This is a genomic window from Corynebacterium sp. UBA2622 (assembly GCF_002339505.1).
Lineage (GTDB): Bacteria > Actinomycetota > Actinomycetes > Mycobacteriales > Mycobacteriaceae > Corynebacterium.
Window position 1 is genome coordinate 179,052 of sequence record NZ_DDJO01000012.1, and the last position, 14,181, is coordinate 193,232.

Genomic DNA, 14,181 nt, shown 5'->3' on the forward strand with positions numbered 1-14,181 from the left:
GCTGCGTGCCATGACGTGGCATCGCCCCGAACGGTCACCCCGAACAACCAATAAATCCCAGGAGCTCGCCAGCGGGAGACGCCGCCCGGAGCTCCCCTGAACTCCCCATAAAGGAAACGATCATGTCCCGTATCGCAACCAAGTCCATCGCACTCGCAGCGACCGCCGCATTCACGGTAGCCACCCCCCTTGCGTTCGTCCCCTCGTCCACGGCTCAGGAAACCCCCGCCGCCACGACGACGGCGGCGCCCAACGCGCAGGCGATCGACATCAACCGGACTGGCCGCCTCACCATCGACAAGCGGAACGGCGAGGTGGGCAGCACGACCCCCCTTGAGGGCACCACGTTCCGTCTCGAGCGCGTCACCACCGGGCCACTCAACACCGCGGCCGGATGGGCTGACGTGTCACGCATTGCGGGGGGCGCCGTGAGTGCGGCAACGATTGAGGGCACCCCCATTGAGAAGACAACCGACGCCGCGGGTCAAGCTGTCTTCGGCGATCTCGCGGTGGGAATGTACCGCGTCACCGAGCTTGTCAACGGCAAATACACCGTGGCCGCCCCGTTCTTCGTCACCCTTCCGTTGATGGACAACGGCACCCCCAACTACACCCCGACGATTTCCCCCAAGAACCAGGAGATCAAGCCCACCAAGGGCGCCCAGGACACCAACGTCAACGTGGGCGACAACATCACCTACACCATCAACGCGCCCGTCCCCGCCGGTGACGTCCTCCGGGACGGCACGCGCACCATCTCCGAGTTCTCCATCACGGATCCGCTGCAGTCGGACCTGTCCTACGCCGCGAACACCGCAACGGTTACCTACACCGGTGCAAACGGGCTCACGGACCCCGTGGCCGACACCGACTACAAGCTGACCACTAATACCAATAACACCGTCAGCGTCGTGTTCACCCCGGCCGGCCTGGCGAAGCTGGCCACGGACCGCGCAGCAAACCCCGGCCTGCAGGTGGTGCTGAAGTTCCAGGCACGGGTCAACTCGATCCCGGCCAACGGCCAGATCAACAACACCGCCGAGGTGAAGCTCCCCAACCGCCCGCCGATCCAGACGGTGCCGGAATCCACCAACGACGGAACCGGCAACGACACCAGGACCACCTACGCCAACGTCCAGGTGACCAAGACCCTCAACGACAACGCCGTCGACGACAACGCCAACGGTGCCGGTGCCGAGTTCCAGATCTTCGCCTGCACCGGGGCAGACGGGAAGTACACGGTCGAGGCTGGCGCCCAGCCCGTGGTGGGCACCATCGAAACGGGCAACGAGAAGGCCGGTGCCACCCTCACCGCGCAGGGAGCCGTTCCAAGCGCGGCCGTCGCCAACGGCTACGCCCTGCAGTTCGATCCGGAAAAGACCTACTGCGCCGTGGAGACCAAGGCTCCCGCGAAGTTCCTCATCAACCCGGACCCGAAGCCGCTCTCCCAGACCGGAGCAACCCCTGCGGGACGACCCCTCTACACCGTGACCGTCAACGACGTCCGCGACAACATCTGGGGCCGTCTCCCTGCGACAGGTGAGCGCACAATGCTCATCATGCTCGCCCTCGGCCTCGTGCTGTTCGGCGGCGGTGCCGCCTACCAGCTGCGCCGCAAGAACGCCTAAGGCACGCGCAGCGCACCACCGGGGAAGAAGGAAACGTCCATGGTCCGAGATCTACGGGGTCTCACGGCGGCGTGCGCCGCAGCCGCCATCGCGGTCGGCGCCGCGCCCGCCGTTGTGCCCGGTCCGGTTCCGGCCGCCCACGCGCAGGCGGCCGGTTCGGTTCGGGTGAGCCTCGTGGAAGCGGTCGGCGAGCAGTGGTTCGAGTCCATCGGTGACCGCACCCTGATCCTTAGCCGCGCCCCCGGCCTCGACCCCACGAAGGTCCCGTGGGGCGGCGGGGGAGAGGTTGATCTTCCGGCAGGCACGAAGCTGGAGGAGGTGGCCCGGACGACCACCGTCGACGGGGTCGCGGAGTTCACCGGCCTCGCCCCGGGTGTGTACTACCTGACGGTGGAGGACAGTCCAACCGGTGATGCCCGTGTCTCCTACGCGCCGATGGTGCTCGCTCTCACCGCCAAGAGCCCCAGCCTCAGCGTCGCCCCGAAGGCGCAGGTGCTGGGTATCAGCTCCGAGCCCCTCACCGCGTGCAACACCCCCGCCTGGAAAGACGCGGCAGCCCCGGGCACCTACGTCGAGTACGACTACACGGCATCGGTGCCCAACCCCAGCTACAACGGAACCATCGGCGTCTACGCCCTGACGTTCGAGTTCTCCGTCGGCCACACTGTGCAGTGGAAGAAGACGGAACCCGAGACCTCCATCGAGGCCGTCGCTGCCGCAGCCGGCCATCCGTCCTTCACCTTCGCCGCCGCGGCATCGCAGCAACACGTGGAGGCGGAGGGGGAACCGTGGTGGACGAAGCTGATCGGGAAGTCGCGGAAGGACGAGAACGTCGTCAAGCTTGAGGCTCCTACCCTGACCATGACGGGCGACGGGGACACACGCACCCTGGCGGAGGGGGTGGATTACACCGTGACGCGCTCCGGTAACGATTCCGCGACGTTCATCCTCACCGATGCCGCGCGCGCCGAGCTGGCCAAGCTGCGGATGGAGGATCCCAACACCACGGTGCATATCCGCGTGCCCGCAAAGGCCAACACGGAGGGCCCGTGGGGAACGGCGGTGAGCGCAAACGTGCTGGGCACGCTCGAAGCCACCGCCACGCTGCGCACGGACGGAATGGATGCGAAGCGCACGCCCGTGGAGGTGGCCAAGACGAGCCACATCAACGTGGTCAAACGCGGCCTGTGCTTCCTCAATGCGGGGGACGCGAACAACCCGCCGGTGCCGGGTGACGGCTCCTCCTCACGCCCGTCGAGGAACCCGTCCAACACAAGCGGCGGCGACAACGCTGGTTCGGACGGACGCGGCGGCAACAACACCGGCAACAACGGCAGCGGGGTGTCGCAGAGGACCAGCTCCGGTAGCGGTGGCTCCGGGAGTCGGGGTTCCAATGACGGCAACGGCGGTGGTGGGGCGTCGAGTAGCGAAAAGCGCACCGGCCCCCTCGCGTCGACCGGTGCGAGCGTGCTCGGCCTCGTCGGGGTCGCCGTACTGCTGATCCTCCTCGGGCTGTGGCTGCGCCGCCGCCGGAACGGGGATGGCGAATGAGCCACGCCGACGCGCCGAAGCCGGCGAAAAAGAAGACGCGCGGCGACATTGTCTCGCTGCTCGTCCTGCTCCTGGGTGCCGCGCTGCTGCTCTACCCGGTGGTCTCCACCCTGGCGAACCACCTGACCCAGATCCGCCAGAACGAGGAGTACGCGGGCGCGGTGGAGAGCCTGAGCGACGAGCAGAAGGCAGAACAGCTCCGCCTCGCCCACGAGTACAACGACTGGCTGCTGAAGACGGGCACCCACGCCCGCGCGCCACGCCCCGGCGACGACGGCTTCGACTACTACATGTCCCAGCTGGTCCTCCCGGAGAACTTCAGCGTCATCGCGCGCATTCGCATCCCGGCCATCAACGTGGACCTGCCCATCTTCCACACCACGGACCCCAAGGTGCTTTACGACGGCGCCGGCCACATGTACGGGTCCACCCTCCCCGTGGGTGGCGACGGCACCAACTCGGTAATCTCCGCGCACACCGGCATGGTCAACGCATCCATGTTCGACCAGCTGCCGATGCTCAAGGAGGGCGATGACATCTACATCGACGTCATGGGCGAGCGCCTGCGGTACCGGATGGTCAGCCGCGAGGTCGTCAAGCCCGACAAGTACGACGCTGTGACCTACGAGCCGGGGCAGGACAAGATCACGCTGATCACCTGCACCCCCTACGGGCTGAACACGGACCGCCTGCTCGTGCACGCGGTGCGCGCGCCGCTGGATCCGAACGCGCCCGAGCCGGACGTGGGCAAGTGGGCGTGGTCCTGGTGGATGATCGCGGTGGTGCTGCTCGTTCTTATCGTCCCCCTGCTTATCCTCTGGCGCGAGTGGCGCAGGCGGCGCAAGAAGAAGGCCGCCCAGAAGGCGGCCGAGGCTAGGGCCGCGGAAGCCTCCGCAGCGTCCGAGGCGGAATAGGCCCCGCAGCGCTGGCCGCGGGGCGTCGCAAAGCTCCTAAATGCGTGAGAACGCCTCGAGGTCCTCGGGGCTTCCCGCCACCACGATGAGGTCGGTGGGGGAGAGGTGGTCGCCCGTGAGCAGCGGTTGCCACTCTCCGGGGCCGGTGCGCACGGACACCATGTGCACGTGGTGCTTGCGCCACACGCGCTCGATGTCCACGGGGCCCTGGAGTAGGACGCGCGGCGGGGTCAGCTTAATCACGCCGTAGTTCTCGTCCAGCTCGGCGAAGTCCTGGAAGCGCCCACCGAGAAGGTGCGCCACGCGGCGGCCCGTGTCGCGCTCGGGGCGCACAATGTGGTGCGCGCCGATCTGGCGCAGGATGCGCGCGTGGGACTCTGAGTCGGCCTTCGCCCAGATGTCCGGCACCCCGAGCTCGACGAGGTTGGAGGCGGTGAGGATGGACGCCTCGAGGTGGGTGCCGATTGCCAGCACCACGCGCTCCATCTCGTCGATGCCGAGCTGGCGCAGCGCCTCCGCATCGGTGGTGTCGGCCACCGCGGTGTCGGCCAAGCCAGCCGCGTGGTCGCGCACCAGGCGCTCGTCTGCGTCGATGCCGAGAACCTCCACGCCATAGCGGGTCAGCTCGTCGGCGAGGGCGCCGCCGAAGCGGCCCAGGCCGATGACGACAACCGGGGGGATGTCGATCTTCTGCTTACTCCGCAACAGGGAGCCGGGAAAGTTAGCCAATGAAGGGCCTTTCTACTGGGTAGTCGAACCTGCGGGCAACGTTTCGGGTGGCCAGGGCGGCGACGAGGGTGAACGGGCCCACGCGGCCCAGGTACATGAGCAGGCACAGAATGAGCTGCGCCGGGGTGTTCAGCGACGACGTGATCCCGGTGGAAAGCCCGGAAGTGGCGAACGCCGAGATGACCTCGAAGCTGATCTGGTCCGCGGTGAACTGCGGTTCCAGGATACGCAGGGCACCCACCGCGAGCGTGACGGCACCGACACCCGCCGCCGCGACGGTCATGGCCTGGCGCACCACGGTCTTGGGCACGGTGCGGTGGCTCACGGCGGTGTCGTTGCGGCCGGTGAACTCCGCGACCATCGCGGCGAGGAGCACGATCACAGTGGTGATCTTCACGCCGCCAGCGGTACCCGCCGAGCCACCGCCGATGAACATGAGTACGTCGGTACCCATGAGAGTGACCGGGTTGGCCTGGCCGTAGTCGATGGAGTTGAAGCCGGCGGTGCGCGGGGTGGCGCTCATGAAGAAGGAGTTGAGGATCTTCGAGTCGAAGGACATCCCGCCCAGCACCCCGTGCCACTCGAAGACGGAGGCCATGAGCATGCCGGAGACGATGAGGAAGAGCGTGCCCACCAGGGTGATGCGGGTGGTCACGGACAGCCTGCGGGTGCTCACCGGCTGGTTGTAGAAGCGCCCGCGGAGACGCTCCTTGAGGCGCACGATGAGCTCCACCAGCACCGGGTAGCCCAACCCGCCGATCATCAGCGCACCGGCCAGGGGGATGAGGATCCACCCGTCGGTGTTGTAGGAGATCAGGCTGTCCTCGCGCAGGCCGAAGCCGGCGTTGTTGAACGCGGACACGGCGTGGAACACACCCTCCCACGCAGCCCGGCCCGGCGACATGCCGTACTCGACGGCGAAGCGGGTGCCCACGATGACGGCGACGGCGAGCTCGAAGAAGGCCGTCAACGCCAGCGTGGAAAAGAGCGTCTTGCGCACGCCGCCCTGGGAGAGCGGGCGCCCCTCGGCGGCGGCGGAGTGGCGGGCGCGAAGTTTCACTCGCCCGGTGATGAGCATGCCCGTCAGCGAGGTGATGGACATGATGCCGAAGCCGCCGGTCTGGATGAGCAGCAGGACGATGATCTGCCCCCACACGCTGAAGTGGCTGCCGGTGTCCACCACCACAAGTCCTGTCAGCGTGGTCGCAGATGTCGCGGTGAACAGTGCCGACATTGGCGAGGTCATCGACCCGTCGGCGGAGGAGAAGGGCATGCACAGCAGGAACGTGCCCGTGAGGATCAGGATGAGAAAGCCCGCGGCCGTCATCCGCGCGGGAAGCAGCCAGCCGGACGAAGTTTTTCCTTCCACTAACGGAATCTTAATCCAGCCCCGGCCCGGAGGGAACTGAACGAGCGCTTAAACCGGTTCGATGGGGTTGCCCTGCCACGCCGTCCCGGCTGGAACCTGGTCGCCGCGCATCATCAGCGACCCGGGCCGGACGGTCGCCCCCGCGCCGATCGTCGACGCGGGCAGGGCCACCGAGTGGGCGGCGAGGGTCGCACCGGGCCCGATGGTGACGGTGTCCAGGCTCATCACGCGGTCCTGGAACAGGTGGGTCTGCACCACAGTGCCGGGCCCCACGCTCGCGCCCCCGCCCACGGAGCAGAGGTCCGTCTCGGGGAACCAGTAGGAATCCACCCACGCGCCGCGTCCGACCTTCACTCCCAGCGCACGCAGCGCGAGGTTCATCTCACCCGTGCCGTAGGCGTGGACGAAGAACCACGGCGCCGCGACCAGCTCCACGAACTGGTCCTGCAGCTCGTTGAGCCAGACGAACCAGCTGTAGAGGGGGTGCTCGCCGCGCACGTGCCGGCCCACGCACACCCACTTGGCCACGCACGTCATGGCCAGCGCGCCCACGGCGCACGCCATGTACACGAGCCCGCCCAGCGCGTAGGCGGCGAACTCGAGGCGGACCAGCGCGGTGTGCACCCCGGCCAGGAACGCGGCGACCAGCATGGCGTGCCCCATCGGCGCGAGAAGGCGCATTGTCTCGATCACGCCGCGCTTGCGCTTCACGCTTGGCGACGGCCTGTATGTCAGCGACTCCCCGCCCTCGGCCTCAACCTCCACGCGGCGCATCCGTTCCGGCGGCGAGCCCCACCAGTTCGAACCCGCCTTCGACTTCTTCGGAGTGGAGGACAGAACCGCCACCAGCGAGTTCTTGGCCAGCTTGCGGCCGGGGGCGGTGATGCCGGAGTTGCCCACGAAGGAGCGCTTGCCCACCGTGGTCTCACCCGTGCGCATCCACCCGTGGCCCAGCTCATAGGTGCCCACAAGGGTGTCGTCGGCGAGGAAGGCGCCGTCCTTGACGGTGGTCAGCGTGGGGACCATCACCGCGGTGGAGATCTCCACGTCCTCGCCCACGGTTGCACCGAGGGAGCGCAGCCACCGCGGGGTCAGGGCACCGGCGTAGAGGGGGAAGAGGCGGGTTCGGGCGTCGTCAAGCAGGCGCGTGATGGTCCACAGCCGCCAGCCCTGCGCCGAGCGCACCGGGGTCACGCCCGGGCGGACGCGGCGGGAGAGTGCGCGCACCCCGCACCATGTCAGTGCGATGGAGACCCCGAGGTAGACGAGCCCTCCGAGCGGGGCGAACAGGAGCGCACCCAGCACGGGGTTGCCACCCGTCAGGGAGATGAGGGCGAGGGCAACCGCGACACCCGCCGCGGCCGCCGCGACGGGCAGCGCGGCGAGGATCAGGGAGGTCACCCCGTAGATCCACACCCACCACGCGCGGCGCGGCGGGCGCTCATCGGGGAAGCTGTGCTTCGAGCGGCCGACCTTGCGGGCGGGAGAGCCCGCCCAGCGCGCGCCCTTCTTCACCGGTTTGTCACCGGTGACGGTGGAACCGGCCTCGACGTGCGCGTCGGCGTGGATGTCCGCGCCGGGCAGCAGGGTGGAGCGGGCGCCGATGCGCGCCTCCGCGCCGATGGTGATGGCGCCGACGCGGAGGATGTCCCCGTCGAGCCAGTAACCGGTGAGGTCCACCTCGGGCTCGACGGCAGCACCCGGGCCCAGGGTGAGCAAGCCGGTGGTCGGCGGCAGGGTGTGCAGGTCCACACCGGAACCCACCTTCGCGCCGAGAAGGCGGGCGAAGTAGGCCACCCAGGTGGAGCCGGAGATGTTGAGCGCCCCGGAGGCGAGGACCCAGCGCTCCGCCGCCCAGAGGCGCAGGTGCGTCGCCCCCCCACGCGCGTACTCCCCGGGGGCGATGCGGCCCCTGATCAGGCGGGCGCCCAGGGCGCCGACGTGCAACCGGCCAAGGGGGGTGCACAGGACCACGAAGAGGACGGCCAGCGTGACCCAGCTCAAGTGGAGCAACCCGAGCGCGTTGGCGAGGATGGCCCACCACGTGACGTAGGTGGCGGCGTGGAGCGTCATCGCCGGGATCTGGATCAGCGTCTGGGCCACCCGGGTGGCGGCGCCCACGGGGGCCACGGGGCGTTCGCGCACGGCGGCGGGGGAGGTTGCGCCGAGCGAGTCGATGTAGGTGGCCAGTGCCTCGAGCCGGGGGTGGTCGTAGAGGTCGCGCACCGCGATGGTGGGCACGCGCTCGCGCAGCTTTGCGACGAGCGAGGCGGCGGCCAGGGAGGACCCGCCGAGGGCGAAGAAGTCCGCGTCGCGCGACTCCACGGGCGCACCGAGCGCGTCGAGCCATACCCGGGCCAGCCAGGTCTCGGTGGGCGTCATGCCCTCGAGCTCCGCGGAGGCGGGGAGGGGCCACGGCAGCGCTTTCTTGTCCACCTTGCCGGAGGTGCGGATGGGCAGCTCCTCCATGACGTGCAGCCGGGGCACGAGCGCCGCGGGCATGAGCTCCGCGAGGCGCTCCCGGGCTTCCGTGACATCCCACGGCTCGTCAGGGCGGTCCAGGGAGACGTACCCGACGAGGACCTTGTCGCCGGCGCCGGTGGTCTGCACGGCCACCGCGGAGTTGTACACCCCGTCGAGGGAGGCGACGTTGGCCTCCACCTCGCCGAGCTCGATGCGCCGCCCGCCGATCTTGACCTGGTCGTCGGCGCGGCCGATGAACGCCAGGCCATTATCTGTCACGCGCACGTTGTCCCCCGTGCGGTAGGCGCGTTCCCAGTCGTCCAACGGGGCGTATTTCTCCGCGTCCTTCGCCGGGTCGAGATAGCGGGCCAGGCCCACGCCCCCGATGACGAGCTCCCCGCCCTCCCCTGGGGAGGCCTCAAGGACGCGGAGATCCCAGCCGTCCAGGGGCCAGCCGATGGTGACGGGCTCGCCGGGGCGCAGGCGCGCGGCGGAGGCGACCACGGTGGCCTCGGTCGGCCCGTAGGTGTTCCACATCTCCCTGTCCGGGGTGGCCAGGCGGTCGACCAACTCCTGGGAGCAGGCCTCCCCGCCGACGATGAGCAGGCGCACGTTGTCCAGTGCCTCGGCCGGCCACAGACCGGCGAGGGTGGGCACGGTGGAGACAACGGAGATGTCGCGGCGGATCAGCCACGGCCCGAGGTCCTGCCCGGAACGGACGAGGGAGCGCGGGGCGGGGACGAGGCAGGCGCCGTGACCCCAGGCGAGCCACATCTCCTCGCACGAGGCGTCGAAGGCGACGGAGAGCCCGGCCAGAACACGATCGTCCGGGCCGAGCGGCTCCTCGCGGCAGAACAGCCTCGCCTCCGCGTCGACGAAGGCGGCAGCGCTGCGGTGGCTCACGGCCACGCCCTTGGGGGTGCCGGTGGAGCCGGAGGTGAAGATGATCCAGCAGTCATCGTCGAGCTCCGGCAGGCCCGTGTCGCCGGAGCGGGGGGCGGTGAGGGGGCGGAAGCCCTCGTCGGTGAAGATGCCGTTGATCCGGGCCTCCCCGAAGACGACCTCGGCGCGCTCGTCGGGGTCGTCGGCGTCGACCGGCACGTAGGCGCAACCGGCCCACATGGTGCCCAGGATGGCGACGTAAAGCTCGCGGGAGCCGGAGGTCATGCGCACGCCGATGCGGTCGCCGCGGCGGATGCCCTGCTCGTGGAGAGAGGCCGCCACCTCCCGCACACGCTCGATCAGCTCGGCATAGGTGAGTACGTCCCCGTCGTCAATGGCTGCGGCATCCGGGTAGCGCGAGGCGGTGGCGGTGAGGACGTCGATAAGCGTGCGCGGCGGAGGGGCGAGGTGACTGCGCTGGAGCTTATCGGTGGAGGTCATGGCGCACAGAATATCCCGTAATGATGGAGAGTGGAAATAGTTGGCCCAGTTCCAGTAAAGGGGTTACTCGCCGTCCTGGAGGATCGCCTTGGAGAGCTTCTTCAGGCTCTTGAGGTGCTTCTGTGACGAGGCATCCAGCGCCCGCTCCTCCGCGGCGGCGACGTTCGCCGCCAGCTCGGCCTGCGCCTTGCTGCCTTTCTTGGTGGGGGTGACGATCTGCCGGCGGCGATCCTTCGGGTCTCGGTCGCGCGTGACCCAGCCGTGCGACTCCAGGGAGTCGATCAACCGCACCATGTCGGAGGCGTCGATGGCGAGCAGCTCGGAGAGCTGGGTCTGGGAGCAGGGGTTTTCGCTCACGCACGTGAGGATCCAGAACTCGCGCATGGTGGAGTTGTGGGTGGCCAGCGTGCGCTCGACCTCGTCGCGCGTGTGGCGGCGGATCCGCTCGATCTGGAAGGACGGGGACTTGGTCAGACCGGAGGGAAGCTCAACAGACGATGCCATATCGCCAGCATAGCGCGGGTGTGGGGAAGGGCAAAAAATGGGAGGTACCCATCATTGGGGCAATGCACGCGTAGACGGTGCGGGCGACCGGCGGTCGCGTGGGTGTCTGCCGCAAACCGGGCTTTGAGTGAACCGGGCGCGGCGCGCTCCGGATGGCAGCGGGCCTACTCCGTGGGCAGGCCGGCCTCGACCCACGCGCCCGTGCCGCCCTCCACGTTGATGGCGGAGTCCCAGCCGAGAGCGTGCTCGAAGTACTCGCACGCCTGGGCGGAGCGCCCGCCGGCCTGGCAGATGACGTAGATGTCGCGGTCGGGGTCGATGGACCCGTACTGCGCGGTCAGCTCGCTGAGCGGAATGTTCACGGCGTTGGCGGCGTGGACGACTGCGTACTCGCCGCGCTCGCGAACGTCGATGAGCTGTGCGTCGGAGGGGACTTCGTGAACCGAAACGGATTTCATTTTTCCGATGCTACAGGCGGGGCGCTGTCCGCAGCGCCGGTGAGAGGCTAAAGTTGCAAGTGAGACTTTATTTCGGGCCGCTGGTCCTTCCCGGGCCCGCCGCCCCAACATCGAGGAGTTTGGCACCATGACGCGCACCCGCACTTCCCTCCTGGCCGCAGGCATGGCCGGAGCGCTCACCCTCGCCGCCGCCCCCGCCGCGCTCGCCGAGGAAACGTCCGGCCCCGCGCCGAGCCCGGCTGCCGCCACCGGCCAGGAAATGCCCGCCACGGAGGTCACCTCCCCGGCAGGCGAGGGGACTCCGGCTGAGAAGCCCTTCTCCAAGGGGGATGCCACCGACAACGGCCAGCCCGTCGCCGCGGGCCTCGTCGCCCTGCCCGACGTGCTGACCATCAGCGGGACGACGTACTACCTGAACAAGGACGGCCAGACGTACGTCACCGACATGGGGCGCATCAACGCCGAGCCCACTGCTGCCGAGGTCGACGCCTCCAAGGCCCTGCTGGCCCAGAACAGTGCCGAGGCGGCGCGCCAGGCGATCGCCGAGGCCAAGGCGGGCGAGCGCAAGGCGGCCCCCGCAGCGGGTGCAGCTCCGGCTGCGGCGGCAACGGCGCAGGCCACCACGCCTGCGCAGGCGCCTGCCGCCGAGACCGCACCCGCCGCCCCGACCACCCAGGTCCCGGCGGTCGAACGCGGCATGGGCGCGCAGACCGGTTCCAACACCGCGGCGCGGGGCCTCTTCGCCCTGGTTTTCGCCTCGGTCGCCGGTGCCGCGCTCTTTGCCTTCGCCCGCCGCACGCTCATCTAGGCCCGGCCATTTACGTCCCCGGGGCGTGTCCCGAGCGCTCCCGCCACAGCGTCTCGCGCTACCGTTTTGCCATGCCCTGCTTCCCGGTGAAACGCCATGCCTGACTACGGCTACGTTCCCCGTACCCCACCGCGGGTGACCCCCGGCCCCCGTGCAACGCACCCGCAACCCCGCCGCACCCAACCGGCGCGGCGGGTCTTCCTCGTGCGCCGCGCCGTCGCGCTCGGGGTTCTCGTGCTTCTGCTTCTCGTGCTCCTGAGCCGGTGCGCGGGCGGGGGAAGGGGTGCCACCGCCACGCAGGAGCCGCCGCAGCCTCCGGTGGAGCCCAGTACCAGCAGCGCACCCGCCTCACCGACCTTCACCGCGCCGCCGGCGGTCGCCCTGCCTACCGCCACCACGGTCGCGGTGAGCCGCCCCGTGGAGCTTGCGGTGCCGTCGATAGGCCTCAAGGCGGACGTGGAAAAGAAGGACTGCCACGTCTCCGATGACGCGATCGACCCGGCGACGCTTCGCGAGGCCTGCGCGTACACGGCCCCCGACCGCCCCTACTCCCTGCCCGGCAGCGACGCGCCGGATGTCGTGGTCATCGCGGGGCACACGGGTGCCGGGGTATCCGCCGTGTTCAACCCGCTTTACGACGGCAAGGCCAAGCGCCACAACGTCAGCATCGGCGATGTCCTCTACGTGCGCACGGAGGCGTCGGGAAGCGACTGGCTCGCGTACACCGCCACAGACCTCCACGAACCGAAGAAGGAGGGACTCGCGGCGTCGAAGGAGATCTGGGGGGAGGGCGCCACGCCGGGCCGTCTGCTCACCATCAGCTGCATCCAGCCGGCGAACCCGCTGGCGGACTCCGTGCAGAACGCCGTGGTGGGCTGGCAGTTCAGCAAGGTGGTGAGTGAGGGGCAGGTCAAGGCGAACATGGGTGGCTAACCCCGGATGGGGGTAAACCTGAAAGTTACTGCTGTGACTAATGTGATTTCGGTGGACTTACCATACATTTGGGCTCGACCCTAAACCCTCGCTTGAGACTTGAGGTTTCTCGAGAGGTTGGACTGACCCCTTGGAGCTACCGATGAAGCACATCACCCTTCCCGCCCTCGCCATCGCGGGCGCCATGACCCTCGCCGTCGTCCCCGCCGCCGACGCCCAGTCCTCCGGTGGCAGCAGTGCCGTCTCCGCCGGTGCGACGACCACCACCGCGTCCACGACGGCTGCAGCGCCGCTGTCCTCCGCCACCGGTCAGGAGGACATGAAGCCGCTCAATCCCTGGGTGGCCGGCGGTGTCGCCGGACAGTGGGAGGGTGTGGACTGGTACTACCACACCGACAAGCAGCACGTGGTGCTCAAGATCGAGGATGTCGCCAAGGACCTTAGCGTCGTCAATCCCGATAATGTGCTGACCGTCAAGGACTTCGCCGACCAGGCCGGTTACCAGCGCCCGGGAACCACGTCCGAGCCCACCACCTCCCCTGCACCCGCCTCCTCCCAGCTCTCCTCCGAGATGCTGCCCTTCGCCCGCGTCGGTGAGGTGGTGGGCGAGCTCAACGGCTCAAAGTGGTACTACAACCGGGACATCAACTACGTGGTCAACTCCCAGGACCTCGTGAACCGGACCGTCACGCAGGGCGAGGCCGGAGTGAAGCTCACCATTGATTTCGCCCGCGAGATCCAGCGGAGCCTGCCGATCAACGTCGTTGTCGACGGCCTGTCCAGCAATCCGGCGCCCGGCACGCCGACCGCCCCGGCAGCACCGCAGGGATCCTCCGGCAACGGGACCCAGCGCACCGAGAACACCACCGAGACCACGAACGGGACCACCAACGCCCAGCTCAACGCAGGCAGCTCCCAGCTCGGCCGCCTCGTGCAGGTCGCCCTGCCGGCCATCCTCATCATCGGCGGCATCTCCTGGTTCCTCAACAACGACGGCATGACCTACATGCAGAGCTCGTCGCGCACCGGTGAGACGCCGACCGAGCAGGAGCGCGCTTCGTCGATGAACATGCTGAGCAGCAACCGCTCCGAGGTCCAGCGCCAGTCCTCCGCGCTCGGCTCGTCGGCCCTCGGCTCCTCGGCTCTGGGTTCCTCGGCGCTCGGCTCCTCCGGCCAGGGCTCCAACAACGGTGACCAGACCCAGGCCACCGCCGAGGACGAGTTCCGCGGTATCGGTGCCGAGACCGGCTCCAACGGCTTCGCCCGCGGGTTGTTCGCCCTGCTCCTCGCCTCCGTGCTGGGTGCCGCGGCGTTCCACTTCGGCCGGAAGCAGCTCGTCTAGGGCAACCGCCCTCCGCACCCCGCCGGGACAACCCGTCCCCGCGGGGTTTCGCGCGCTCAGAAAGTCAAAGGGCCAAAACTAAAGGGCCAAAACGCCAGG

11 protein-coding genes are annotated in these 14,181 nt (G+C 68.9%); 6 read left to right on the forward strand and 5 right to left on the reverse strand.

Annotated features, from left to right (window positions below; genetic code table 11):
- The first annotated feature begins 122 nt into the window (after positions 1–122).
- From B3611_RS05190 to B3611_RS05200, 3 genes are read left to right on the forward strand one after another with little or no spacing between them, the layout of a single operon-like run.
- Positions 123–1,628, forward strand: a complete 1,506-nt coding sequence (locus B3611_RS05190) for a SpaH/EbpB family LPXTG-anchored major pilin (RefSeq protein ID WP_291314019.1) — start codon at positions 123–125, stop codon at positions 1,626–1,628.
- Positions 1,629–1,667: 39 nt separating this feature from the next.
- Positions 1,668–3,179, forward strand: a complete 1,512-nt coding sequence (locus B3611_RS05195) for an LPXTG cell wall anchor domain-containing protein (protein WP_291314020.1) — start codon at positions 1,668–1,670, stop codon at positions 3,177–3,179.
- Positions 3,176–4,093: a class C sortase gene (locus B3611_RS05200; RefSeq protein WP_291314021.1), complete on the forward strand. Its 918-nt coding sequence runs from the start codon at positions 3,176–3,178 to the stop codon at positions 4,091–4,093. The genes B3611_RS05195 and B3611_RS05200 overlap by 4 nt, the downstream gene beginning before the upstream one ends.
- A 36-nt stretch (positions 4,094–4,129) precedes the next feature.
- Here B3611_RS05200 and B3611_RS05205 read toward each other — a convergent pair whose 3' ends face one another.
- From B3611_RS05205 to B3611_RS05225, 5 genes are all read right to left on the reverse strand, one after another.
- Positions 4,130–4,822 (reverse strand): potassium channel family protein, encoded by a 693-nt coding sequence (locus B3611_RS05205; RefSeq protein ID WP_291314022.1) that lies wholly within the window; start codon positions 4,820–4,822, stop codon positions 4,130–4,132.
- The gene (locus tag B3611_RS05210) at positions 4,815–6,191 is read right to left on the reverse strand and encodes a TrkH family potassium uptake protein (RefSeq protein ID WP_291314023.1); all 1,377 of its coding nucleotides are present in this window, start codon (positions 6,189–6,191) and stop codon (positions 4,815–4,817) included. Before B3611_RS05210 ends, B3611_RS05205 begins: the two co-directional genes overlap by 8 nt.
- Before the next feature lie 48 nt (positions 6,192–6,239).
- Positions 6,240–10,037, reverse strand: a complete 3,798-nt coding sequence (locus tag B3611_RS05215; protein ID WP_291314024.1) for a Pls/PosA family non-ribosomal peptide synthetase — start codon at positions 10,035–10,037, stop codon at positions 6,240–6,242.
- Between the two features lie 63 nt (positions 10,038–10,100).
- Positions 10,101–10,541, reverse strand: a complete 441-nt coding sequence (locus tag B3611_RS05220) for a MarR family winged helix-turn-helix transcriptional regulator (RefSeq protein ID WP_291314025.1) — start codon at positions 10,539–10,541, stop codon at positions 10,101–10,103.
- Between the two features lie 164 nt (positions 10,542–10,705).
- Complete coding sequence (locus B3611_RS05225) at positions 10,706–10,999, reverse strand: rhodanese-like domain-containing protein (protein ID WP_291314026.1); 294 nt, start codon at positions 10,997–10,999, stop codon at positions 10,706–10,708.
- A 127-nt stretch (positions 11,000–11,126) separates the two neighbouring features.
- On the opposite strand from B3611_RS05225, the gene B3611_RS05230 reads away from it, so the two are divergent.
- The 3 genes from B3611_RS05230 (at position 11,127) to B3611_RS05240 (ending at position 14,082) form a co-directional block, all read left to right on the forward strand.
- Complete coding sequence (locus tag B3611_RS05230) at positions 11,127–11,807, forward strand: hypothetical protein (protein ID WP_291314027.1); 681 nt, start codon at positions 11,127–11,129, stop codon at positions 11,805–11,807.
- A 96-nt stretch (positions 11,808–11,903) separates the two neighbouring features.
- Positions 11,904–12,740, forward strand: a complete 837-nt coding sequence (locus B3611_RS05235) for a hypothetical protein (protein ID WP_291314028.1) — start codon at positions 11,904–11,906, stop codon at positions 12,738–12,740.
- A 142-nt stretch (positions 12,741–12,882) separates the two neighbouring features.
- On the forward strand, positions 12,883–14,082 hold the full coding sequence (locus tag B3611_RS05240; protein ID WP_291314029.1) for a hypothetical protein: 1,200 nt from the start codon (positions 12,883–12,885) through the stop codon (positions 14,080–14,082).
- The last annotated feature ends 99 nt before the right edge of the window (positions 14,083–14,181 follow it).